Source organism: Streptococcus sp. 2022WUSS135 (genome assembly GCF_044427045.1).
In the GTDB taxonomy this organism is placed as follows: domain Bacteria; phylum Bacillota; class Bacilli; order Lactobacillales; family Streptococcaceae; genus Streptococcus; species Streptococcus hashimotonensis.
On the sequence record NZ_JAOTGL010000004.1, the window covers coordinates 42,941 to 67,807 of the forward strand.

General features: G+C 42.1%; 21 protein-coding genes and 1 CRISPR repeat array. Of the genes, 18 read left to right on the forward strand and 3 right to left on the reverse strand.

Going from position 1 to position 24,867, the window contains the following annotated elements; all coding sequences use genetic code 11:
• Positions 1-19 precede the first annotated feature (19 nt).
• The 4 genes from ODU45_RS02465 to ODU45_RS02480 all read left to right on the forward strand — a co-directional run bounded on the left by ODU45_RS02465 (position 20) and on the right by ODU45_RS02480 (position 3,316).
• Positions 20-802: a TPM domain-containing protein gene (locus ODU45_RS02465; RefSeq protein WP_398580705.1), complete on the forward strand. Its 783-nt coding sequence runs from the start codon at positions 20-22 to the stop codon at positions 800-802.
• A gap of 71 nt (positions 803-873) precedes the next feature.
• Complete coding sequence (locus ODU45_RS02470) at positions 874-1,455, forward strand: LemA family protein (protein WP_398580706.1); 582 nt, start codon at positions 874-876, stop codon at positions 1,453-1,455.
• A gap of 11 nt (positions 1,456-1,466) precedes the next feature.
• Positions 1,467-2,936, forward strand: a complete 1,470-nt coding sequence (locus tag ODU45_RS02475; RefSeq protein WP_044758621.1) for a flotillin family protein — start codon at positions 1,467-1,469, stop codon at positions 2,934-2,936.
• Between the two features lie 71 nt (positions 2,937-3,007).
• Entirely contained in the window at positions 3,008-3,316 is a 309-nt protein-coding gene (locus tag ODU45_RS02480) for a hypothetical protein (RefSeq protein WP_024396077.1), read from the forward strand.
• Between the two features lie 122 nt (positions 3,317-3,438).
• Here ODU45_RS02480 and ODU45_RS02485 read toward each other — a convergent pair whose 3' ends face one another.
• Positions 3,439-4,515: a hypothetical protein gene (locus ODU45_RS02485; RefSeq protein WP_208561266.1), complete on the reverse strand. Its 1,077-nt coding sequence runs from the start codon at positions 4,513-4,515 to the stop codon at positions 3,439-3,441.
• Positions 4,516-4,718: 203 nt separating this feature from the next.
• Entirely contained in the window at positions 4,719-6,092 is a 1,374-nt protein-coding gene (mnmE, locus tag ODU45_RS02490) for a tRNA uridine-5-carboxymethylaminomethyl(34) synthesis GTPase MnmE (RefSeq protein WP_208561267.1), read from the reverse strand.
• Positions 6,093-6,234: 142 nt separating this feature from the next.
• Here mnmE and cas3 point away from each other — a divergent pair, with 142 nt between their 5' ends.
• The 13 genes from cas3 (at position 6,235) to glgP (ending at position 22,924) form a co-directional block, all read left to right on the forward strand.
• Positions 6,235-8,676 (forward strand): CRISPR-associated helicase Cas3', encoded by a 2,442-nt coding sequence (cas3, locus tag ODU45_RS02495; protein ID WP_211195098.1) that lies wholly within the window; start codon positions 6,235-6,237, stop codon positions 8,674-8,676.
• A 463-nt stretch (positions 8,677-9,139) separates the two neighbouring features.
• Positions 9,140-9,877: a type I-C CRISPR-associated protein Cas5c gene (gene cas5c / locus ODU45_RS02500; protein WP_136647217.1), complete on the forward strand. Its 738-nt coding sequence runs from the start codon at positions 9,140-9,142 to the stop codon at positions 9,875-9,877.
• Positions 9,877-11,769, forward strand: coding sequence for a type I-C CRISPR-associated protein Cas8c/Csd1 (gene cas8c / locus ODU45_RS02505; protein ID WP_136647216.1), 1,893 nt, complete (start codon positions 9,877-9,879; stop codon positions 11,767-11,769). The genes cas5c and cas8c overlap by 1 nt, the downstream gene beginning before the upstream one ends.
• Positions 11,770-11,772: 3 nt before the next feature.
• Positions 11,773-12,621 carry a type I-C CRISPR-associated protein Cas7/Csd2 gene (cas7c, locus tag ODU45_RS02510; RefSeq protein ID WP_136647215.1) on the forward strand — a complete coding sequence of 283 codons (849 nt, stop codon included), beginning with the start codon at positions 11,773-11,775 and terminating at the stop codon, positions 12,619-12,621.
• A 1-nt stretch (position 12,622) separates the two neighbouring features.
• Positions 12,623-13,294: a CRISPR-associated protein Cas4 gene (gene cas4, locus ODU45_RS02515; RefSeq protein WP_136671697.1), complete on the forward strand. Its 672-nt coding sequence runs from the start codon at positions 12,623-12,625 to the stop codon at positions 13,292-13,294.
• Entirely contained in the window at positions 13,291-14,316 is a 1,026-nt protein-coding gene (gene cas1c / locus ODU45_RS02520) for a type I-C CRISPR-associated endonuclease Cas1c (RefSeq protein WP_136647213.1), read from the forward strand. The genes cas4 and cas1c overlap by 4 nt, the downstream gene beginning before the upstream one ends.
• A gap of 10 nt (positions 14,317-14,326) precedes the next feature.
• Positions 14,327-14,620 carry a CRISPR-associated endonuclease Cas2 gene (cas2, locus tag ODU45_RS02525; protein ID WP_024402822.1) on the forward strand — a complete coding sequence of 98 codons (294 nt, stop codon included), beginning with the start codon at positions 14,327-14,329 and terminating at the stop codon, positions 14,618-14,620.
• 145 nt (positions 14,621-14,765) lie between these two features.
• Positions 14,766-16,047: direct repeats of the CRISPR family, unit length 32 nt; unit sequence GTCGCACTCTTCACGAGTGCGTGGGTTGAAAT.
• A 148-nt stretch (positions 16,048-16,195) separates the two neighbouring features.
• Entirely contained in the window at positions 16,196-16,870 is a 675-nt protein-coding gene (rpiA, locus tag ODU45_RS02530; RefSeq protein ID WP_044667869.1) for a ribose-5-phosphate isomerase RpiA, read from the forward strand.
• A 328-nt stretch (positions 16,871-17,198) separates the two neighbouring features.
• Positions 17,199-18,410, forward strand: a complete 1,212-nt coding sequence (locus ODU45_RS02535; protein WP_012027384.1) for a phosphopentomutase — start codon at positions 17,199-17,201, stop codon at positions 18,408-18,410.
• Complete coding sequence (locus tag ODU45_RS02540; protein WP_398580707.1) at positions 18,410-18,766, forward strand: arsenate reductase family protein; 357 nt, start codon at positions 18,410-18,412, stop codon at positions 18,764-18,766. Before ODU45_RS02535 ends, ODU45_RS02540 begins: the two co-directional genes overlap by 1 nt.
• An 11-nt stretch (positions 18,767-18,777) precedes the next feature.
• Positions 18,778-19,587: a purine-nucleoside phosphorylase gene (locus tag ODU45_RS02545; RefSeq protein ID WP_014638303.1), complete on the forward strand. Its 810-nt coding sequence runs from the start codon at positions 18,778-18,780 to the stop codon at positions 19,585-19,587.
• Between the two features lie 32 nt (positions 19,588-19,619).
• The gene (gene deoD, locus ODU45_RS02550; RefSeq protein WP_398580708.1) at positions 19,620-20,333 is read left to right on the forward strand and encodes a purine-nucleoside phosphorylase; all 714 of its coding nucleotides are present in this window, start codon (positions 19,620-19,622) and stop codon (positions 20,331-20,333) included.
• 326 nt (positions 20,334-20,659) lie between these two features.
• A complete protein-coding gene (glgP, locus tag ODU45_RS02555) occupies positions 20,660-22,924 on the forward strand; it encodes a glycogen/starch/alpha-glucan family phosphorylase (protein ID WP_398580709.1) in 2,265 nt (754 codons plus the stop codon).
• Positions 22,925-22,947: 23 nt separating this feature from the next.
• On the opposite strand, the gene ODU45_RS02560 is transcribed toward glgP, so the two are convergent.
• Positions 22,948-23,526, reverse strand: coding sequence for a VanZ family protein (locus ODU45_RS02560; protein WP_105249280.1), 579 nt, complete (start codon positions 23,524-23,526; stop codon positions 22,948-22,950).
• Between the two features lie 112 nt (positions 23,527-23,638).
• Between ODU45_RS02560 and hemW the strand changes: the two genes are divergently transcribed.
• A complete protein-coding gene (hemW, locus tag ODU45_RS02565; RefSeq protein ID WP_398580710.1) occupies positions 23,639-24,766 on the forward strand; it encodes a radical SAM family heme chaperone HemW in 1,128 nt (375 codons plus the stop codon).
• Positions 24,767-24,867 lie beyond the last annotated feature (101 nt).

The window sequence follows — 24,867 nt, forward strand, 5'->3', positions numbered from 1 at the left end:
CATCGAAGGAGGTGTTCTGATGAGAAAATGGAAAAAAATTATCATCGGCTGTTTCGCTATTCTAACGGTTTGCCTGCTATTTGCACCCACACTAGCTAGAGCAAATCAGATTCCAGACCGACCCACAGGTACAACGGTAGTGGATGAGACGCAGGTACTCTCGAGTGAGACCATTGCAGAAATTGATCAACTCAATCGAAATTGGGCAAACACCGAGCAAGCTTTACAGGTTGGTGTTTATGTAATAGAAAGTCTGTCCAGTGATATTGAAAGTTTGGCTAATGAAACCTTTCGTCACTGGCAGGTCGGTTTTGCAGGAACGGACAACGGAGTTCTTTTAGTGGTTGCCATAGCTGACAGAGCATTTCGGATAGAAACCTCAGACAATGCTGCCACAGTCATCACGGATGTAGAAGCCAAGGATATTCTAGAGAATGCAAGGGAATTCTTTCGACAGGAAGACTACAGTAGAGGAATTTCCTATATCGTCAACTCCATTGGGGATAGATTTTATGGTACAAGCATCGGTAAAAATCAGTTAGCTGCTATAGAAGAAGGTACAAGTGAGGAGGGTGACGGCTTTTGGCTGTTTCTCGTAGTTATTCTGATCGCTATCCTATTTGGTATTATTGACAAATCTAGTCGTGGTGGAGGCGGACCAGGTAATCTACTCTGGATGTTGGTTGATGATCATCATCACTATCACAATCATCACTCGTCTAATTCCTCATCGTCTAGTTTTGGCGGAGGTAGTTGGTCAGGTGGTGGAGGCGGCGGTGGCGGAGCCTCTTCTGGATGGTAAGGCTCGTATAGGGCTTCTGATAGTTGTTTGCTTTTTTACGAATGTTTAATCGTAGTTAGAAAGGAAATCTTATGAAAAAGAAATGGTTGGTCATCCTCATACCAGTCCTAGCTCTGCTGTTTTTAGGAATGGGAGCAGTTGGGCAATACAATGGCTTAGTTGACAGTTATGCCGAGGTTGAAAATGCGCAAGCCAATGTAGACACACAGTTGCAACGTCGCTATGACTTGATACCCAATGTAGTCGCAGCTGTCAAAGGCGCCATGGAACACGAGGAAGAAATATTTACTGCTATTGCAGAAGCGCGTGCTAAAATCGGTTCCAATCAACAGGGAACGAGTGACTATAATCAAGCTCAAAGTCAGCTAGATTCTGCAGTATCTAGATTGTTGGTAGTGGCTGAGAATTATCCTCAATTGACAGCCAACCAACAGGTATCAGACCTGATTACAGAGCTTGAAGGTACGGAAAATCGGATACTGGTAGCCCGTAAAGACTATAATGCGGTGGCAACTACCTACAATAAAAAAATTAAGCGGTTCCCGACCTCCATCTATGCAGGTCTATTCGGATATGAAAAAGTAGAGCTCTTCCAGGCAACAAATGATGCAGCGACGACTGTACCAAGTGTTGATTTGAGTGATAAGGAATAAAGGAGATAAATATGGACTTTGGATTTGATATATTGGTGATTATGATACCAATTATTGTTGTTGTACTATTTGTTTTATTGTTTGTATGTGGTTATGTGTCTGCTAAGCCTAACGAAGCGATTGTCATTACCGGTTTGGGCAAACCTCGGACCTTAATTGGTCGTTCTGGTTTTATGATTCCTTTTATTGAAAAACGCTCCTATATCTCTATTGAGCAGTTTTCAACAGATGTGCAGACCACAGATTTTGTACCAACTCTTGATTTTATCAACGTAAAAGCTGATGCGGTCGTAAAAGTAAAGGTTGGGGTATCTGATGAATTGCTCAATGCGGCAGCTCAAAACTTCCTTAACTGGAAAACTGCAGATATTTCTGCCTCTATTCAAGATGTCTTGGAAGGAAATCTGCGTGAAATCATTGGCCAGATGGAATTGCGTGACATGGTCAATAACCGCCAGGCTTTTGCAGAAAAAGTCCAATCCAACGCGGCTCCTGACTTGGCTAAAATGGGGCTGGAAATCATCGCCTTCACGGTTCAATCCTTCACAGATGACAACGATGTCATTAAAAACCTGGGTATTGACAATATTGTGACCATCCAGAAGGATGCTGCAAATGCTCGTGCCAAAGCAGAGCGGGAACAAGCAGAAGTCCGTGCCCGTGAGGATAAGGCGGCTAATGATGCGCGTGTTGCTGCGGACTTAGAAATCGCCAAGAAACAGAATGAACTAGCTATTGAGCAAGCTAATCTAAAACGCCAGTCAGATGTCCAACTGGCACAGGCAAACGCAGCCTATGGCATTGAGGAGCAAGCTCAACGGAAAGAAATCGAGCGTGCAACCGCTGAAGCCAATATCGTCAAGCAACAAAAAGAAGCAGAAGTAAAAGCAGAGGAAGTTAAGGTCCGTGAACAAGAGCTCTCAGCTACTATCCGCAAACAGGCAGAGGCAGAAAAATACGCTCGCCAACAAGCTGCAGAAGCAGATTTGATTGAACGTCAACGCAAGGCAGAAGCAGAACTCTACGAAACGCAGCGTGAAGCGGAAGCTCAAAAAGCGCGTGCAGAAGCTGCTAAGTATGCTGCGGAGCAAGAAGCGGCAGGTATTGAGGCCAAAGGACGTGCTGAAGCAGAAGCCATCCGTTTGAAACTCGAAGCCGAGGCAGAAGGTCTTAGCAAGAAAGCGGATGCCATGGCCAAGTTCAACGATGCAGCCGTGACTGAAATGGTGGTCAATGTCCTTCCAGAAATCGCCAAGAATATTGCAGCACCACTTGGAAATGTTGATAAGATTACCATGTACGGCGAAGGGAATGCCTCAAAAATGGTGGGAGACCTGATGACGACCATGGACAAGACAACAGAAGGTCTAGGCCTCAATGTCCGTGATTTAATCAGCGCAACCCTAACTGGTCGTGCCATGTCAACAGGTTTACTGGCTGCCCAAGAAACAAAAGAAGCGGAAGAGGACAAAGAAAAATGATAAGCAGTTGGAAGAGATGGGTGACTGAGTAGGTTTACACCATCATTTCCATCGCATGATTGACTTTAAAAATGAAAATGTTTAGAAACAGTAAAAAAAGTAAGTTGTTTATACAAAAAATAAATGAACTATTATCTGATTCAGAATTAAAGTTGAGCAAAGCATTGAAATTCCAGTTGTTGGAAGCAATGGAGTTGTGTGAAAAAGGTAGTAAGATTAGCTATCTTTCCTATAAAATATATCCATGTGTATCGGAAGAACTAGCTTTGAATAGGATTCAATCGGATAAATTAAAGATGTTTAAGCGCTATTTAGAGCAAGAAAGGTGGAAATATTATTTTGGTTCTGCTTTGGGAATGGCGTTTACTTCGATTAGATAGTGGTTCCAAGGATTTGTAAGTACATTGATTGTGCTATGCAACTTCGATAGAATATGCGAAAGTCCCAAGAAAGAGTAATCTTGGGACTTTTACAATCTTTGATTGAGATTCGTTTTTGTTTATCAGTCATTTACCCACACCCCGCTGACATAATCCTCAGATAGAATGGTTTGACTTAAAACTTTTTTTGCTTGCCAGTCATAGATGAGTGCCTTACCAGCCAGAATCAATAATAATCTATTACCGTCTAGTTGACGGACATGGTCAATATAATAAGGACGAGGATTAAGCTCGTCTAGACGATGGTAGCTCTCTTGACCTGTTTGGGTATTATAAATGGTGAAAGAGATTGCAGATAGCCAATCGCTTTCGTGCTCAATGAATAATAGGTTATCTTCCTTGAGTGGTTGGATGCTTCCTGGTGTAGGCTGTGATAAGGTTATGGAGGAAAATGTACGTGTCTTTGTATTGAAGGTCAAAATATCATAGGAAGTCTCAATATCCTTGTAATCTAAAGCATGGTGACTAGTGATTGGAAGATAGAGTGTATCCTTTGCAAGGAGTCCTTCATGAGTTACTAGATTTTTGTCATATTCGACTATATCTGATCTTGTAAAGCTTGTTTTATCGATGATATAGAGAACATTTTTTTGAGAATCTGATTGACCAGTGGTCATTTGATTGCCGTTTAAATAAATGAATGTATCATCTGCATAGACATATGGAAGTGGGAAAAAATCATCATCTAGTTTTAATTGATTTTTTAATTTGAACGTATTATCGAACTGTGATAAGGCATGGAAAGGACCTGCTGTATAAAAATGTTGTCCATCAGCTCCGCTGATGTAGGTAGCGTATTTGCTTGGCTTACGAAGAATTTCTCCTGTTTTGAAATCAATAGAAACCAAATTGTCATTGGTAAATTTCTGCTGGTCATTGGCAAAAACTAAAGATTGATTGTCTAGAATGTGGTTTTTTCCAGAGCCGAAATAGTTGTCCGAATTCATTTTTTGAGTGTGAATGAGCTTTGGTTGGTCATTAGATAATTGAAAGGCTTCGATTTTACCTGGATAAACGAGATAGAAGTCAGCATTTGAATCGAGTTCTACTTTGGCGTGCTGATAGGTTTCCAATTTCCAAGCGATAAAGGAAAAAATAAGGCAAAAAGCGGCAAGTAAAGCGATTATCATTTTTTTCATAGGGTAAGCCTCCATTCTATTCATAGTATAGTTTATTTTTTAGAGAAGGACAAGTTTTAATCTGTTAATATACAAAAAGTGTGAAAAAACTGAACCTTTCGTCTTCAATCACAATTTGAATCATTAAAAATAGCTTAGAATCACGGTTTCTTACGACGTAATTCTAAGCTATTTTCTATTTTTAAGACTTGCTTAGCCTCTTCTTATTTTCCAAGACAGAATTGGCTAAAGAGTTGGGTGATGAGTTCATCTGGAGCAGCATCACCTGTGATTTCTCCTAAAATCTGCCAACAGCGTGTCAGGTCAACCTGTAACAAGTCTACTGGCATGCCCATTTCCAGTCCGTCGTTGACGGCTTGCAGGCTTTGGACGGCTTGCTCAATCAGGGAAATGTGGCGAGAATTGGAGAGATAGGTGGCATCTTGCTCGACCAGACCAGCATTTTCAAAGAAAAGTTGGTTGATTTTTTCTTCGATTTGGTCGATATTCTGGTTTTTCAAGACGGAAATGCGAATGACATCCTCGGGCAGTTGGTCTGCTTCAATCTTCTCTTCCAGGTCGGTCTTGTTGAGCAGGACGATGCGGTTGGCCAAATCGGAAATGGCTAGGAGATTGCGGTCTTGTTCGGTCAGTGGCTCGGATGCGTTGAGGACTAGCAGGATGAGGTCGGCCTCCTCAAGGGCTTTTTTAGACCGTTCCACACCGATTTTTTCAACGATGTCATCTGTTTCACGGATACCTGCGGTATCAATCAGCTTGAGGGGGACACCTTTGATGTTGACGTATTCTTCGATAACGTCGCGGGTTGTTCCTGCGATGTCTGTAACGATGGCTTTTTCTTCGCGGAGGAGGTTATTGAGCAGGCTGGATTTTCCCACATTTGGACGACCGATAATAGCGGTTGCGATGCCTTCACGCAGGATTTTTCCACGGCGGGCAGTACGGAGGAGATTTTCCAAAAGGGCTTGGAACTGGAGGGTTTTCTCGCGGACCAGCTCTGTCGTCGCCTCCTCGACGTCGTCGTACTCAGGGTAGTCGATGTTGACCTCAACCTGTGCCAGTGTGTTGAGAATCTCCTGACGGGTGTTGTTGATGAGCTGGGAGAGGGATCCGTCAAGCTGGCGGACGGCATTGTGCATGGCCTTGTCTGTCTTGGCACGGATAACATCCATGACGGCCTCGGCCTGGGTCAAATCCACACGGCCGTTGAGGAAGGCACGCTTGGTAAATTCGCCCGGTTCAGCCATTCGAGCCCCTTGGCGAATCAGGAGTTGGAGGATTTCGTTGGTAACGGCGATGCCTCCGTGGGTGTTAATCTCGATGACATCTTCGCGGGTGAAGGTGCGTGGGGAACGCATGACACCCAGCATGACCTCGTCAAGCACTTGCCCTGTCGCAGGGTCAATAATGTGGCCGTAGTTGAGGCTGTGGCTAGGAACTGTTGCTAAGTCCTTTCCCTTGAAAACCTTTCTGGCAATAGCAAATGCATCCGTCCCAGACAGGCGGACAATCCCGATAGCCCCCTCACCGAGAGGAGTTGAAATGGCTGTTATTGTATCGAATTCTTTGGTGATCATAGAAATGGTCTTTCTGTAGTTTAGTAATAGTACTATTATAGCACTTTGTTTTAAAACCGATGAAAAAATAGAGGCTAAAAAATCAGTAAACGCTTTCTATACATATCAGAAAATGGTAAAATAATACTATAAAACAGGAGGCATGAGAATGAATTTAGCGCATATTGAAAAGAGAGAAAAAGAAAGTCGATTTCAATATCTAGAGGACCACCTGTTCAACGTTGCGATGGGGGCGAAATCGCTTGCAGAAACGATTGACCAAGGGGATATTTTGTTCTTACTAGGACTTTATCACGACCTTGGAAAGGCGGAAAGACTTTTTCAGAAAAAACTGAAAGAGGAGCCAAGTCTACACGTAGATCATTCGTATGCGGGAGCACGTTACCTATTTCAAGAGATTGTACAAGTCTTCCAACGCTCGGAGAGAAACCCAAACGATGCACAGCTTTTTCGTGAAATAATAGCCTATATTATATCAGCTCACCACGGTGTTTATGACGTCCCTCTACCTGAAGATATGGAAGGAGCAGGTAGATATCGGTATAGTAAGTTATTTTATCGGATTGGCCAGCCACGAGAAGGCTATCATTATGAAGAAGATATAAAGGCCTATGCTAAGTTATTGGAAGAACAACTACCTAGCTTTGGATATCAAAATGTAGATGATTTAGTGATGAAATCATTTGAAAATTTTCAAACCGCTTGGGCAAAGTTATGCATCAATGATGATAGTGAATCGGCTTTTTATAGCTCTTGTTTTGTCCGACTCTACCTGTCTTATTTGAAGAATGCAGATATTTTGGATACGATTAATGCCTATGACCTTGTTATCGAGCCAAAAAATACTGAGGAAAATAGTGAACTTATTCAGAAGTATTTTCAATCAGTAGAAGAAATTTATGCAGGATTTGGAAATCCCACTACAGAGTTAAACCGTATTCGAACGGTCTTGGGAGAGCGGGTTAAACAACGTGGTACTACGGATTCTGCAGGTATTTATCGTCTTAATCTTCCGACGGGTGCAGGTAAAACCAACCTGTCCCTCCGTTACGCAGTTCATCAACTGACACAGAAAGGTAAAAAACGTTTCTTTTACATGACGCCTTTTTTGTCTGTTTTAGAACAAAATGCAGCAGCGATTCAGGAGATTATTGGCACAGAAGGTGTTTTGGAGCACCATTCTAATCTAGTCAGAGAACAACAAGATGCCACACCACAGAATGAAGAGTATGGAGAGGAAACAGTCAATAGTCTAATGACAGATTACTTGATTGATACCTGGGATAGCCCGGTGGTTTTGACCACCATGGTTCAGTTCTTTCAAACCCTCTTTAAGACCAAGTCAGCCAATATCAGACGTTTCTCCAGCTTAGCAAACAGCATCTTGATTTTAGATGAAGTCCAATCCCTTCCCATTGAGGTCACTACACTTTTTAATCTGACCATGAATTTTTTGAGTCGTGTCATGGGGGCTACGGTTGTCCTCTGTACAGCTACTCAACCTGCCTATGATTCGGTTTCCATAAGCCACCGACTTTTATATGGAGGGGAAATAGCAGAGCAGGCAGATATTGTCACCTTAACCGCTGAAGAGCAAGCGGTCTTTAAGAGGACAGAACTCCGCAAGTTCGATGAAAGCAATGCAGTTTCCCGATTGTCTGACTTAGCCAGTTTTATCTTGGAAGAAGATACTTCCACGCTTGTCATTCTCAATACCAAACCAGCAGCAGAAAAACTGTATAGCCTATTAGAATTTCAAACAGACAGACCACTTTATCATCTCTCGACCAATATGTGTGCTCAACACCGTCTCGATGTTATCCAAGAAATCAAAGAGCAGTTGAAAGAAGATGTCCCCCTAATTTGTATCAGTACACAGCTGATTGAAGCAGGAGTGGATGTTGATTTTGAGCGAGTAGTTCGATCTTATGCAGGACTAGATTCAATTGTCCAAGCAGCTGGCCGTTGTAACCGTGAAGGAAAACGTGATGTAGGTCAGGTAATATTGATAAATATATCCAAGGAAGAAGAAAGCCTCACCTATCTTAAAGAAATTAAGCATAAGAAGGAGGCGACTGAGAATATTTTGATAAAAGAAAGGTCACCTATTGATGCAGCAGCCTTAAATCGCCTATTTTTTGAACGTTACTATGCCGACAATACAAAGCAATTTGATTATCCACTATCTACCAATGAATCTGTCTATGACTACCTCAGCTTAAGTAGCTTCAAAGGAAGTCCGAACTGTAAAGTCAGACAGTCATTCAAGACGGCAGGGCAGAAAATGGATTTAATCAAAGATGATAGTATTGGTATCCTAGTTCCATATGGTGACGGAGCGGATATAATCGCTGATTTGGAAGAACGTTTGGTAGATAATCCTTATCCAAGAGGCCAGGATTTAGTTGAGATCAAACAAACTCTCAAGAGTTTACAGCCTTTCACAGTCAATCTGAGAAAATATGACAGTCGCCTACAAGCTGTCCGATATTATTTAGATGGGCAGGTCTTAATACTGCAAGAAGAGTATTATGATGACAAAAAGCTTGGATTAAAAAAAGAGGCAAACCTTCCTATCTTGTAAGGTAAGATAGAAAGATCTGCCAGCCTTTGTGCTATAACACTTAACTATATTTCAATCCGCATGGACACATACCATGATGACTTAATTATACCACAGATAATAGTCCCTTTCAAAAAACAAAGATTTTTCAAGCTACACTTTACTATGAACTTAAAAGGTGGTATGATATAGATACAACATTAAGGAGGAACTTTTACAGAAAGTATATGATTCAACTAATAGACAAATTGTTGGAGCGCTTACCAGCTATTTTAACGGCCGCAGCTTATCTGGTTGTTGCCTTTCAATCGGGAAATAAGAACAAGTAGTTTTTGTCATTAAAAAATTACTTTTACGAGTTAGTCAGTGGTTACTGTAGTTGAAGGCTATAGTGACCACCGCTGGCTATCCTGTTAGTTAGGTTGTACATTTCTGTTGTAGTCTATCTTTACTATGATAAAAAAAGAAAAGGAGGAACTCGATTTTGTATCGTTCACGGAATTTCTACCTGCGGGTGAAGGGTGATCTTGCTCTCTTTACGAATCCTGCGACCAAGGGTGGTGGAGAGAGGTCAAGCTATGCCGTTCCTACTCGACAGGCCTTAAAAGGTGTGGTGGATGCGGTTTACTATAAACCAACCATTACAAATGTTGTGACAGAAGTGAAGGTTGTCAATCAAATTCAAACGGAGCTTCACGGAGTCCGAGCCTTGTTGGCTAATTATGGAGCTGACTTGAGCTATGTTTCTTATCTCAGCAACGTGGAATACCTGGTCAAATTTCACTTTATCTGGAATGAACATCGCCCAGATTTATTACATGATCGCCTGCCCAACAAACATGAGGCGATTATGGAAAGGTCTATCAAAAAAGGAGGACGCCGAGATGTCTTTCTTGGAACCAGGGAATGTCTTGGTTTAGTTGAAGCCATTAGCCAGGAAGAATATGAAACAGCTAAATTAGAATATGCAGATAAGACCATTGACTTTGGAATTATGTTTCATTCATTTGCCTATCCAACCGAGTCTAATCAACCGCTTCGTTCTTATTTTACAAAGACCGTCATGGAAAACAGTGTCATACGGTTTAAGGAGCAAGAAGACTGCGAGATTGTAAACACACTTTCAAATTATGTTTTCAAGACCTCGGGGAACATCAAGTCAGTAGAAGAAGAATTTGAGATATACTCACGAGATCAAGAAAATGAGGAAGGAGGTCGCTAATGGATTTCTTTACAGCACTTTTACGGGCTTATGAAGCAGCTGAGGACACAGGCTGGGTAGACAATGCTCAAAAATCAACCAGCCCCCTCCTACCGATTTACCATACCAGTCGTCGTTCAAATGGGAAGGACACGATAGCTGTTCTACTAGACAATGAAGGAAACTTCATGAAGGCAGATTTTATGGCTGATGGCGAGAGTATCATCTTTCCGGTGACTTCTGACTCGGTGGCTCGTTCGGGGAAAAATCCAGCTCCGCACCCGTTGGTTGATAAATTAACTTACTATCTTTCAGAGATAGACCAAGGACAGTATGATACCTATCATCGTCAATTGGATGAATGGATTTCTCAGTGTCAGGAACCAGAAGTTAAAAGATTTTTGAGTCATATCCAGCATTTTCTGTTACAGGATGATTTTATAGATAATATTGTTCAGTCCCTCTATGGTAGAGTAACCGGTAGAGAGGGCTTAAAAGTAACTTTTCTGAACAGTGATGATAGTGAAAAGACTATTGACCTATCGACTGCTTTTCTGGAATTTAAAGTTGATCAATTCATCGGGTATCAAACCGTTTCTGTTACCAACTATTTGGACTTGCATAAGGCTTACATTTCTTATGTGGAATCAAATCAGAAGGCAGATATCATCTGTAATATTAGTGGGAAGCAAGAAGTGCTGGCTGCCAAGCACCGCGGATTGATAGGAAATGCCAAACTGATTTCAGTCAGCAATAACATTGAAACCTATAAAGGACGCTTCAAGGAACGAGAGGATGTCTTTACAGTTGGGAATCAGACTTCAGAGAAGATTCATTTGATGGCAAAATTTTTGTTGGAGAATGAACATACCCACGCATGGTTAGGGTCAGGTCAGCATTTAATCAACTGGTTTAGTGATGATTTGACCAATGAGACTCAGTTAGATATCACCACTCCAAAAGTGGAAGACAATGGAATGTTTGATTTTGGAGAAACTACCTCAGATGATAGTCCAAAATTTCAAGTAACAGAGGCAAATAAGAAAATCCGCTCTGCATTTATCCACGGTAAAAAAGAATTTGGTGATGGGGCGACCTACTATATCGCTATCGTTAACAAGACCAATGATGGTCGTGTTGCCCTTAAATACTTTAGACAACTAGCTGTCTCACAATTACTAGATAATCTCAACAAATGGCAGGACAAGTATTCTTGGCCGTTTAAAAAGAAAAACGGGGAGTATGCTGAGTGTCCGCCGAGTTATATAGATATTATTTTGGCAGCCTATGGGGTAGACAGAGGTCGATTCTTGGAACTGGATAACGACAAGTTCAAAAGTGATCAGTTCCAAAAGTTGGCTACTAGTATGATTGACGGGAAAGATGTTCCTGAAACGATTCTTGGTAAATTGAGAGACAATATCAAGCAACGTCAGAGGTATGGTAACACATGGAAAAAGGTATTATTTGTTTCCTTGGCTCTTTTACATAAAAATAATAAGGAGGAATTTACACCAATGTTAGACCACGAGAATAAGAATCGTTCCTATTTGTTTGGACGATTGTTGGCGATTTTTGAATTGTTAGAACTTCAACGGTATCAGTTAGATGGTTCAAAAAATGATCGCATCACCAATGCAGAACGCTACTGGACTGCTTATACCAGTCAGCCAGCTAAGTTGATGATGAATTTGACCAATAAAATCAGACCTTATGAAGAGGCAGTCAAGTTAAACAGTCCAGGCATCTTTAAGAAATTGGACAAAGAACGGGAAGAAATCATGGCTTTACTGAGTCCCTTGATGCAAGACCGTGGTATCAATGATCCATTAGACTATCGCTTTATATTTGGTTACTATGCTGAGAAGCAATACTTCTACACAAAACAAGAAAAAACTGAAAGTGAGGAATAAAGAATGTTGGAACAGAAAATTGATTTTATGGTAACCATTGAGGTGCGTGAGGCTAATGCTAATGGCGATCCTTTGTCAGGAAATATGCCACGTACAAATGCAAATAACCAGGGGATTATTAGTGATGTTGCGATTAAGCGGAAAATTCGCAATCGTATGCAAGACATGGGACATTCTATTTTTGTCCAAGCAAATGATCGGATTGAAGATGAATTCAAATCTTTGGAAAAACGTTTCTCCAATCATTTTACTGCAAAAACTCCTGACAGTGAGATTGAAGAAACTGCTAATGAATTATGGCTGGATGTCCGTTCATTTGGTCAAGTCTTCACTTACTTGAAAAAATCAATTGGTGTTCGTGGACCGGTGTCTATTAGTATGGCCAAATCGCTAGAACCTATCGTGATTTCAAGTTTGCAGATTACTCGTAGTACTAACGGTATGGAAGCTAAAAATGAGAGTGGTCGCTCTTCTGACACCATGGGAACCAAGCATTTTGTAGACTATGGTGTGTATGTTATAAAGGGGTCTATCAATGCTTATTTTGCAGAGAAGACAGGCTTTACGGCAGAAGATGCTGAGGTCTTGAAAGAAACCCTGATTACCCTATTTGAAAATGATGCGTCATCAGCTCGCCCAGAAGGTTCCATGCGTGTTCGTGAAGTTTTCTGGTTCACTCATTCCAATAAACTGGGCAATGTTTCTAGTGCACGCATCTTCGACTTGTTAGAATTTGATAAGGAAAAACAAGACAAGTCAAGCTATGAAGAGTATGCGATTGGACTGAATCAGAAAGAGCTAGCTGAGTTTCAGGCTAAGGGATTGAAAGTTGAGATTTTAGAAGGATTGTAAGATGGCCTATGCAGAAGATGATTATTTGATGTTGTCTGGTATTCAACATTTTCAGTTCTGCAAACGTCAATGGGCCTTGATCCATATTTATCAAGAATGGGCTGAAAATGAGGCAACCACTCACGGTCAGTTTCTTCATCAAAAAGCTGACAATCCCTATATCAAAGAAAAACGTAAGGATTTCTTGATTTCTAGGGCGATGCAGGTATCGTCTAAGGAGTTAGGTCTTTACGGGATTTTGGATGTTGTGGAATTCCATAAAGATGAGGCAGGCATTTCACTGAGTGGAAAACGTGGCAAATGGATTCCAACTATCGTTGAATACAAGCGTGGTAAACCGAAAAAAGATGAACGGGATATTGTTCAATTGATCGCACAGACCATGTGTTTGGAGGAAGCACTTGGTTGCAAAATTGATAAGGGCTATCTGTACTATCATAGTGTCAATAAAAAAGTAGAAATTAGCATTAGTGCTGAATTGAGGCATATGGTTGTTGAATTAGCTAGTCAAATGCATGACCTTTATCAGAAAAGAGATTTGCCAAAGGCTGAGTATTTTAAGAATTGCCAACTTTGTTCACTGGTAGATATTTGTATGCCTAGATTGAGTAAAAAATCGCGTAGTGTTGCTCATTATATCCAACAATCCATGGCAAGCGAGGAGAGGTTATGAAGAAGCTACTGAATACACTCTATCTAACTCAGGAAGATTTTTATTTGACTAGAGAGCGAGACAACATTGTCATTAAGCAAAATGGCGTTGCTGTTCACCGCTTTCCCTATCGTATTATAGACGGTATTGTTTGTTTTTCTTATCTAGGAGCTTCTCCGTCATTGATTGAACTGTGTGCGGAACATCAGATTAACCTTTCCTTCCATACACCTCAAGGCCGATTTTGTGGACGGTTTGTCGGTCCGACGAATGGAAATATTCTGTTAAGACGGCAACAGTATCGCTTAGCTGATGATGCTTTATCTCTGGAATTTGCCAAACGTTTTATTCTGTCTAAAATCTCTAATTCCAGAAAATACCTATTGCGATTTCGTAGAGATCATAAAGATAGGGTGGATAGAAACCTATTTGAAGAGGTCAATACAGAGCTGACTTGGGCAGTGGAAATGGTTCAAACCGCTTTGGATAAGGAGACATTACTTGGGATTGAGGGTCAGGCAGCGAATCACTATTTCCGCTTATTCAATGAAATGGTTTTGACTGATAGGGAGACGTTTCAATTCAATGGTCGCAGTAGAAGGCCTCCGTTGGACTGTGTGAATGCCTTACTTTCCTTCGGTTACAGTCTGTTGACCTATGAATGCCAATCAGCACTTGAAGCGGTTGGTCTGGATAGTTATGTTGGATTTTTCCACACAGACCGTCCTGGTCGTGCGAGTCTGGCTTTGGATTTAGTTGAGGAATTTCGTTCCTTCATTGTTGATAGGTTTGTATTTTCCTTAATCAATAGAGGACAGCTAACGAAAAAGCATTTTGATATCAAAGAAAATGGAAGTGTTTTATTGACTGAAAAAGGCAGAGCAGTTTTCATTGAAGCCTGGCAAAAGCGAAAACATACTGAAGTCGAGCATCCATTTACGCAGGAAAAAGTCAAATTGATGTTGCTGCCCTACGTTCAGGCACAATTGCTTGCAAAGGCTATTCGAGGGGAGTTGGACAGTTATCCTCCGTTTATGATATAGGAGCTATATTATGATGGTATTAGTGACCTATGATGTCAATACAGAAACAGTAGCTGGACGAAAGCGGTTGAGAAAAGTAGCCAAGCTGTGCGTTGACTTTGGACAACGTGTGCAACATTCTGTTTTCGAATGCTCAGTCACCCCAGCAGAATTTGTTGAAGTGAAGAATAGATTATTGGAAATCATTGATAAGGAGCAGGATAGTATCCGCTTTTATATGCTAGGAAAAAACTGGCAAAATCGTGTGGAAACGATTGGACGAGATACTAGTTATGATCCTGATCAAGGAGTCCTTCTGTTATAGATTATCTCTGCGAATCGGACTTACTCATAAAAAGTAAGGAGATTCGCGTGAAAAACATATGAAAAACAGTGAAAATAGAGTGAATTTATGGTATATTCTATATCTGTAGAAACTTTATTTTTACAAAACAGTGTCAAATGGCACTGTCGCACTCTTCACGAGTGCGTGGGTTGAAATGTCATATAGATGTTGCACTTAGCTAGCTGGCTATGTCGCACTCTTCACGAGTGCGTGGGTTGAAATCTAAATTCTGATCGCTAATTGGAATCAACTCCCGTCGCACTCTTCACGAGTGCGTGGGTTGAAATTTGCTTGAAGCGGCTAAAATCCGTTTGAAGGGTAAGTCGCACTCTTCACGAGTGCGTGGGTTGAAATTTCCTGTACACGGTCGGGAAGACAGGTCTGCGATGTCGCACTCTTCACGAGTGCGTGGGTTGAAATTACTGCATACTCCAATGCTGCCTTAATATTTTCGTCGCACTCTTCACGAGTGCGTGGGTTGAAATAGTAAGTTGATTCATATCAATTCTCCTTCTTCAAGTCGCACTCTTCACGAGTGCGTGGGTTGAAATACTCGATAGCAAGACACCATACCACTAAAGTCAAGTCGCACTCTTCACGAGTGCGTGGGTTGAAATTGGGAAAGCTGTTTGAACATACTCATCAACTTTTGTCGCACTCTTCACGAGTGCGTGGGTTGAAATAGAATGGCATCATCTGAGGAAGGTGGTTGTTCCTGTCGCACTCTTCACGAGTGCGTGGGTTGAAATAATGTCCATGTTGGGAATCCGTGACTTATCAGTAGTCGCACTCTTCACGAGTGCGTGGGTTGAAATGTCATATAGATGTTGCACTTAGCTAGCTGGCTATGTCGCACTCTTCACGAGTGCGTGGGTTGAAATCTAAATTCTGATCGCTAATTGGAATCAACTCCCGTCGCACTCTTCACGAGTGCGTGGGTTGAAATTTGCTTGAAGCGGCTAAAATCCGTTTGAAGGGTAAGTCGCACTCTTCACGAGTGCGTGGGTTGAAATGTGATAATTTTAAGGTCTATTTTAATCGAGCAATGTCGCACTCTTCACGAGTGCGTGGGTTGAAATTTGATTGTACACAGTTTCGAAAATCTTCGATACGGTCGCACTCTTCACGAGTGCGTGGGTTGAAATAATCGGCTTGACGCTCCGACAATGTAACTGTCAGTCGCACTCTTCACGAGTGCGTGGGTTGAAATTTCTGGATGATGTGGTGGTTTTGTTGGAGTAACGTCGCACTCTTCACGAGTGCGTGGGTTGAAATTTAGTCGTCATTTCCTCGGACAGTTTTGTCACGGTCGCACTCTTCACGAGTGCGTGGGTTGAAGTAACGTATCGACAGACTAGCTGCTCGGACGGACCGGTCGTACTCTTTGCGTATGCGTAGGTTGAAACTGTTTTTGCTTAACACAGCATATCTGGTATGGACGTGTTCGAAGTTTCCCTCCTTTAACTCATCTCCCCACAATTTTCGAAAATTCTTGTTTTGTCTTGCTTGCTTCATGCTATAATAGTTGTATCAGTTTTTTAAAAGGAGACAAAAATGACAAACCTAAAAGAGCAGGTTGGGATTAAGGCGGCGGAATTTGTGACGGACGGGATGATTGTTGGGCTGGGAACTGGTTCGACTGCATACTATTTCGTGCAGGAGATTGGTCGCCGGGTTGCAGAAGAAGGGCTACAGATCACAGGCGTAACGACCTCTCATGCTACGGCAGAACATGCTGCGTCCCTTGGGATTCCCCTAAAAAATATCGACGAAGTCGAATATGTGGACTTGACGGTTGATGGAGCAGATGAGGTTGATGGAGACTTCAATGGGATTAAAGGCGGTGGTGCAGCGCTTCTCATGGAGAAAGTGGTCGCGGTCAACAGTAAGGACTGTATCTGGATTGTGGATGAGTCTAAGGTGGTTCAAACCCTAGGAGCCTTCAAGTTGCCGGTGGAAGTTGTACAGTACGGTGCGGAAAATCTTTTCCGACTATTTGAGAAAAAAGGGTATCGTCCAAGTTTTCGTATGCGTAATGGAGAAAAACATATCACGGATATGCAGAACTTTATCATTGACCTTGATTTGCGCAGAATAGACGACACATATGCATTGGCGGAAGAATTGGATCGGACCGTTGGTGTTGTAGAACACGGTCTCTTTATTGGATTGATTTCCAAGGTAATTGTTGGTACACCAGAAGGACCGAACATCATCGAAAAGAAATAAATTGAAAACGCTTCTCATTTTGGTACAATGAGAGGCTTTTTTATGGTATAATGAAAACACGAACGTTTAGACTCTTCAAAAATCTATCCCCTTACCTCGTAGCAGTCAGACGATAGGTACTGAAAAAGCGATAGCTGAACAGCAGGCAGTGAAGCGAGTAACAGTATCTAGTTTTGATGGTTAAGAAGTTTGATACCGAGAGCTGTGACTGTATAAGTATTGCACCCCATTAAAATGTTTAGATGTGGTAACGATAATTTCCAGTCTAGCAACTTGGTTGGATGTTGATTTTGGTTGAATCTAACTATATCAAATAAAGGAGACAATTATGCCTAAATTTAAACGTGTTCACTTGGTAGTTATGGACTCTGTCGGAATCGGCGCAGCACCAGACTCAGATAAATTTTTCAATGCGGGTGTAGCAGATACAGAATCTGATACTCTCGGTCACATTTCTGAAAAAGCTGGGCTTGAGGTACCTAATATGACCAAGATTGGTCTTGGAAATATCCCTCGAGATACAGCACTTGCGACAGTTCCTGCTGAAAGCCATCCAACTGGTTACGTGACCAAGTTGGAAGAAGTATCGCTTGGTAAGGATACCATGACTGGACACTGGGAAATTATGGGTCTCAATATTACTGAGCCATTTGATACATTCTGGGATGGTTTCCCTGAAGAGATTTTGACAAAAATCGAAGAATTCTCAGGGCGTAAAATCATCCGCGAAGCAAACAAGCCGTATTCAGGTACAGCTGTCATTGATGACTTTGGCCCTCGCCAAATGGAAACAGGAGAGTTGATCGTCTATACCTCCGCAGACCCTGTGCTTCAGATTGCAGCCCATGAAGACATTATTCCACTTGATGAGTTGTATCGTATCTGTGAATACGCTCGTTCCATTACCCTTGAACGCCCAGCTCTTCTAGGCCGTATCATCGCCCGTCCATACGTTGGTGAGCCAGGCAATTTCTCACGAACTGCCAACCGTCACGACTATGCAGTATCACCGTTCGAAGCAACAGTACTCAACAAACTGGCAGATGCGGGTGTACCAACTTACTCAGTTGGTAAAATCAGTGATATTTTCAATGGTTCAGGTATTACAAATGATATGGGTCACACCAAGTCCAACATGCACGGTGTCGATGTGTTGATTGATACTCTGAAGTTATCAGACTTCGAGGAAGGTTTCTCCTTTACAAACTTAGTTGACTTTGATGCTGTGTATGGTCACCGTCGCAATATCGAAGGCTACCGCGATTGTTTGCAAGAGTTTGATGCACGTATTCCAGAGATTATTGACAATATGCGTGAAGATGATCTGCTCTTGATTACTGCAGACCACGGCAATGATCCATCCTATGCTGGAACAGACCACACACGTGAATATGTGCCACTCTTGGCATACAGCAAGGCTTTCAAAGGTAGCGGTGTCTTGCCAGTAGGTCATTTTGCGGACATTTCAGCAACCGTTGCGGAAAACTTCGGAGTGGACACAGCCATGATTGGCGAAAGCTTCTTATCACAATTGGTTTAATGGAGAAGCTAACGGTCTATTACAATCCTGACTGTAGCAAGTGTAAAAAATTAAGAATATTGCTGTCCAGTCAGGATATGGAAGTCAAGTGGGTTAATTATCTAGAAAATCCACTGACAGCAGAGGAATTGACAGCTCTCTTGGAAAAAATGGGCAGTCAGCTTTCAGCAGTTATTCGGTTGACAGAAGAAGAGCGAGCAGGTTTGTCAGAAGAAGAAATCTTTGAGCGTTTAGTGGAAGAGCCTGCTCTTCTCAACCGTCCCATTATCGAGCGAGAACAGACAGCCTTCCTCTGTCGTCCGCTTGAAATCATTAAAGAAAAAATGCCAGAATATGACTGGTCAGCTTATTTATAAAAGGAGAAAATATGAGTTTACTTGCAAAAATCAATGAAACAAAAACGTTCTTGGAAGAAAAAGGTTTGGTAAAACCTGAATTCGGTTTGATTTTGGGTTCTGGCTTGGGTGAATTGGCCCAAGAAGTTGAAAACGCCATTGTCATCGACTATGCAGATATTCCAAACTGGGGTAAGTCAACAGTTGTAGGTCACGCTGGTAAGTTGGTTTACGGTGATTTGGCAGGACGTAAGGTCTTAGCTCTTCAAGGTCGTTTCCATTTCTACGAAGGAAATCCGATGGAAGTTGTGACCTTCCCAGTCCGTGTTATGAAAGCCCTTGGTTGTGAAGGCGTGATTGTAACCAATGCCGCAGGTGGTATTGGCTACGGTCCAGGTACCCTTATGGCCATTACAGACCACATCAACATGACTGGTCAAAATCCATTGATTGGCGAAAACTTGGAAGAATTTGGTCCACGTTTCCCAGATATGTCAAATGCTTACACTAAAGAATACCGTGAAAAAGCCCATGCCATTGCGGAAAAATTGGGTATCAAGTTGGACGATGGTGTCTATCTCGGTGTGACAGGTCCTACCTATGAAACACCTGCTGAAATCTTGGCCTTCAAGACTATGGGTGCTCACGCAGTCGGTATGTCAACAGTACCAGAAGTTATCGTGGCAGCTCACTCAGGTATGAAAGTCTTGGGTATTTCTGCTATCACAAACTTTGCGGCTGGTTTCCAATCTGAACTCAATCACGAAGAAGTTGTAGAAGTAACCGAGCAAATCAAGGGCAACTTCAAGGGCTTGGTGAAAGCTATCTTGGCTGAGTTGTAAGCATTCGAAAATAGAACAAAGAGGTACATTACATGTCTATCCATATTTCCGCAAAACCAGGCGAAATTGCTGATAAGATTTTGCTTCCTGGTGATCCGCTTCGTGCTAAATTTATCGCTGAAAACTTCCTTGAAGATGCAGTTTGCTTCAACGAAGTTCGCAATATGTTCGGCTACACAGGTACCTACAAGGGTCATCGTGTCTCTGTCATAGGAACAGGTATGGGAATACCATCCATCTCTATCTATGCCCATGAATTGATTAATGAATATGGTGTGAAAAAACTAATTCGTGTGGGAACAGCAGGTTCTTTGAACGAGGATGTTCATGTCCGTGAATTGGTCTTGGCACAGGCAGCTGCGACCAACTCTCGTATGATCAATATTGACTGGCCAGAGTACGATTTGCCACAAATCGCTGATTTTGATCTGTTAGATAAGGCTTATCATATCGCCAAAGAACTCAACATGACAACGCATGTTGGCAATGTTTTATCATCAGATAGTTTCTATTCTCCAAAATTGTTTAGTCGTAACTTAGAATTAGGTCAACTAGGTGTCAAGGCTGTAGAAATGGAAGCAGCTGCACTTTATTACCTAGGTGCTAAGTTTGGCGTTCAAACGCTTGCCATTATGACGATTTCAGATAGCTTGGTTAATCCAGAGGAAGACACCACAGCAGAAGAGCGTCAAAATACTTTCACGGATATGATGAAAGTTGGTTTGGAAACTCTGATTGCAGAATAATTAAGAATAATTCTGGGAGTGGGAAAGAACTCGACTGGTCTAAAAAAGAGTTCGTCTTCCCACCCCCGCACAGTTGATTAGGTCAGATTTGGAGTGTGAAACACGAACAAATCTGCCAATCAACCACTGCGCTGAGATGTTTACACGAACTCTGAGAAGCGTGGCTGGACTTTTTGCCCAGCCTCGTTTAAAAGACGAACCAATTTCTATTTGTACGGAAGTTGGCTTGTCTTTTTTTTATAAATAGGGTATAATTAAGAAAACGTTTACAAAGGTAGAGCGAAACCTTTCTGAATGATTACATTAATATATCCAGGAGAAGCCTTATGATTAATTTACAAAATTTTGTTCAGTCTATGTATGCTAAACGCATTGAAGATTGTACAGACCAAGAACTCTATTACGCCTTGCTTGCTTTTACAAAACAGCAGAGTGAAGCTAAGTATACAAATGACCAAAAGAAAAAGGTCTACTATATTTCAGCAGAGTTCTTAATTGGTAAGCTCTTGTCTAATAATTTAATCAACCTTGGTCTTTATGATGAGGTTAAAAGCCAGTTGGTGGCGGCTGGTAAGGATTTGATTGCTATTGAAGATATGGAACTTGAACCGTCTCTTGGTAATGGAGGTTTGGGGCGCTTGGCTGCCTGCTTCCTTGATTCAATTGCTAGTCTAGGTCTTAATGGTGATGGGGTTGGTTTGAATTATCACTTTGGACTGTTTAGACAATTATTTGAATACCATCAGCAGTCTGCTGTGCCAAACGAGTGGATTACACCACGTTCATGGTTAACAGAGTCACCGATTTCTTATCAGGTGCCATTTGCTAATTTTACCTTGACATCTAAGTTGTATGACATCGATGTACCTGGTTATAAGATGGAACGCAAGAATCGTCTTCGCTTGTTTGACCTTGGTTCAGTTGATGACAATATCATTTATGATGGGATAGAATTTGATAAGGAAGATATTTTCCGAAACTTGACTCTCTTCCTCTATCCAGATGATTCGACCGATGAAGGAAAAGTTCTCCGCATCTTCCAGCAGTATTTCATGGTCTCTAACGCTGCGCAACTATTGATTGACGAAGCGGTTGCTAAGGGGTCAAACTTACATGACCTGCCTGATTATGCTGTTGTTCAAATCAACGATACTCACCCATCACTTGTTATTCCAGAATTGATTCGCCTTTTGGAGCTTCGTGGTATTTCGTTTGATGAGGCAGTTGAAATTGTTAAGAAAATGACTGCTTATACCAACCATACCATCTTGTCAGAGGCGCTGGAAAAATGGCCGCTTGATTTTCTGAACTATGTGGTTCCGCACTTGGTACCGTTCATCGTAGAATTGGATCGTCGTGCCAAAGAAGTGAAGGATGATCCTGCTGTCAATATCATCGATGAACATGGCCGTGTTCACATGGCACACATGGATATTCATTATGGTTATTCCATCAATGGGGTGGCTGCACTTCATACAGAGATCTTGAAAACTTCAGAGTTGAAAGCTTTCTATGAGCTATATCCTGAAAAATTCAATAATAAGACAAATGGGATTACCTTCCGTCGCTGGCTCATGCATGCTAATCCAAGTCTAGCAAGCTACCTGGACGGCCTACTTGGACATGGCTACCATCACGATGCAAGTGAACTCGAAAAGCTATTGGATTACAAAAATGATAAGGAATTGAAATCTTGGTTGGAAAAGACAAAGCAGCATAATAAACGCAAATTGCAGCGTCATATTGCCAAGACACAAGGTGTTCATGTTAATCCAGAATCCATCTTTGATGTACAAATCAAGCGCATGCACGAGTACAAGCGTCAGCAGATGAATGTTCTCTATGTTATCCATAAGTATCTGGATATTAAAGCAGGCAACATTCCTACCCGCCCATTGACGGTATTCTTTGGAGGAAAGGCTGCACCTGCCTACACAACCGCACAGGACATCATTCATTTGATTTTGGTATTGTCACAGGTGATTAAAAATGATCCTGAAGTGGCACCACACTTGCAACTCGTTATGATTGAAAACTATAACGTAACTGAGGCGAGTTATATTATTCCAGCGGCAGATATTTCAGAGCAAATTTCCCTTGCATCCAAAGAAGCTTCTGGTACAGGTAACATGAAATTCATGCTCAACGGAGCCTTGACCATCGGTACAGATGATGGGGCCAATGTAGAAATTCATGAATTGGTCGGCGATGAAAATATCTACATTTTCGGTCAAGATAGCCAGACTGTTATTGACCACTATGCAAATGGGACCTACCATCCATATTCCTTCTACGAACGTGAAGCCATTCGTCCATTGATTGACTTCATTACATCGGATACCATTCGTCATGCTGGTGGGATCGATGAGCGTCTCTGGCGTTTGCAGGATAACCTTAAGCACAATGACCACTTCATGACCTTGCTTGATTTGGAAGATTATATCTCGACTAAAGAGCAGATGTTAGCAGACTACGAAGATCGCGACAGCTGGTTGGAAAAAGTCATCGTCAACATCGCTAAAGCAGGTTTCTTCTCGTCAGACCGTACTATTCAACAGTACAACGAAGACACCTGGCATTTGGAAGCGTAGCATATAAAAATGACCTTTCGGGGTCATTTTTTCTGTATTCTATTTTTGAAAGAGTGGGCGATTGCGGATTGTCCCAAGAAGTTTCCAAGGGCAAAGCCAGAGGTGTTAAGTAAGATGTCGCCAAGGTCAAAGAAGCCTAGTGAAAAGAAGAATTGACAGGCTTCAACTAGCAATATGGCCCCTACAAAGAGAGAAAGTTTTTTCCAAGAAAATGAAAAAAGCAATCCAAGGGGCAAAAAGAGTAAGAGGTTAAAGACCAAAATAGCAGGATTGAGAAATAGGTCTTGAGAGAAGGTACTAAGGAGATCCCAGTTGACACCTCTGACGCCCATGCTTTTAAAAAAGAGGAGGTAGATTAGTAGAAAACCATAGCATCCATAGAAAAACAAAAGAGTCAGTCGCGAAATGCGAGGCTTATAGACAAGTCGAAATAGAGTAAAGCAAACCCCAGTCATCAATAGTATTGCTGTAAGACTAGGTAAAAAATCAACCGTCATAAAAATGGTCGTGAACTGGTAAAAAAGAAAGGTCATAAAGAGCCAGCGGCAGAATAAGAATGATAAGATAGCGTTGATGACATCATAGAATCGTTCTTTGTTCATGACTTAATTCCTTTTGTAGATTTTGTAAGTTTACTATATTATATCATTGTTTTGAGGGGGAAGTGATGGCTGTAAAAAATATTTTTATAGACAGTGTGCTATAATAGTTCTTATGAAAAAACGTCCGACATCTGCCTATATCCACATTCCATTTTGTACCCAGATTTGTTACTACTGTGATTTTTCCAAGGTCTTTATTAAGAACCAGCCTGTTGACGAGTATTTGGCAGCCCTCATGGAAGAGGTCAAGTTTTACGACCTGCCAGCCCTCCGCACGCTTTATATCGGAGGCGGAACACCATCGGCTCTCTCGGCAGACCAGCTAGATTATCTCCTGACCAATCTGGAGGACTTGCTGGACTTGTCACAGCTGGAAGAATTCACCATTGAGGCCAATCCAGGTGACTTGACGGCAGACAAGATTGCGGTTCTGAAAAAGTCCAAGTGCAATCGGGTGTCGTTGGGTGTTCAGACCTTTGATGACCGTATGCTGAAAAAAATCGGTCGTAGCCACAACCAGGCCCAGATTTATGAAACCATTGCAGCCCTCAAGGAAGCGGGTTTTCACAATATTTCCATTGACCTGATTTATGCCCTGCCTGGTCAGACCATGGAGCAGGTGGTGGACAATGTCGCCAAGGCCTTGGAGCTGGACATTCCCCACATGAGCCTCTATAGCTTGATTTTGGAGAACCACACGGTCTTCATGAACCGCCAACACCGTGGCAACCTGCATCTGCCCAACGAAGATGTGGAGTCCGATATGTTCGACTACATCCTACAAGAGCTGGAGAGAAACGGCTTCGAGCACTACGAAATCTCCAACTTCACCAAACCTGGTTTTGAGAGTCGCCATAACCTCATGTACTGGGACAACTCGGAGTACTATGGTCTAGGAGCTGGAGCATCTGGCTACATCGACGGCATGCGCTACCGCAACCGCGGCCCCATCCAGCACTACCTCAAGTCCATCCGAGAAAAAGGTCATTCTCGCTTACACGAAGAATTCCTCAGCCAGACCGAGCAGATGGAAGAAGAGATGTTTTTGGGTTTACGGAAAAAAACTGGCGTGTCCATTGAGCGATTCGAGGAAAAGTTTGGCATTTCCTTTGAAGACCGCTACGGTCAGGTGGTCAGGGACTTGAAAAATGAAGGTCTCTTGCAAGAAGAAGACCGTTGGCTTCGTATGACCAAAAAGGGATTGTTTCTTGGCGATACAGTTGCCGAACGTTTCATATAGTCACTCAGTTTGTTTTATTACTTCGACGAGCGAGGAAACTTCGTTTCCTTATTTCCAACTTCAAACACTCCACTGGAGTATTTGAACTCGCTTTGCCGTAC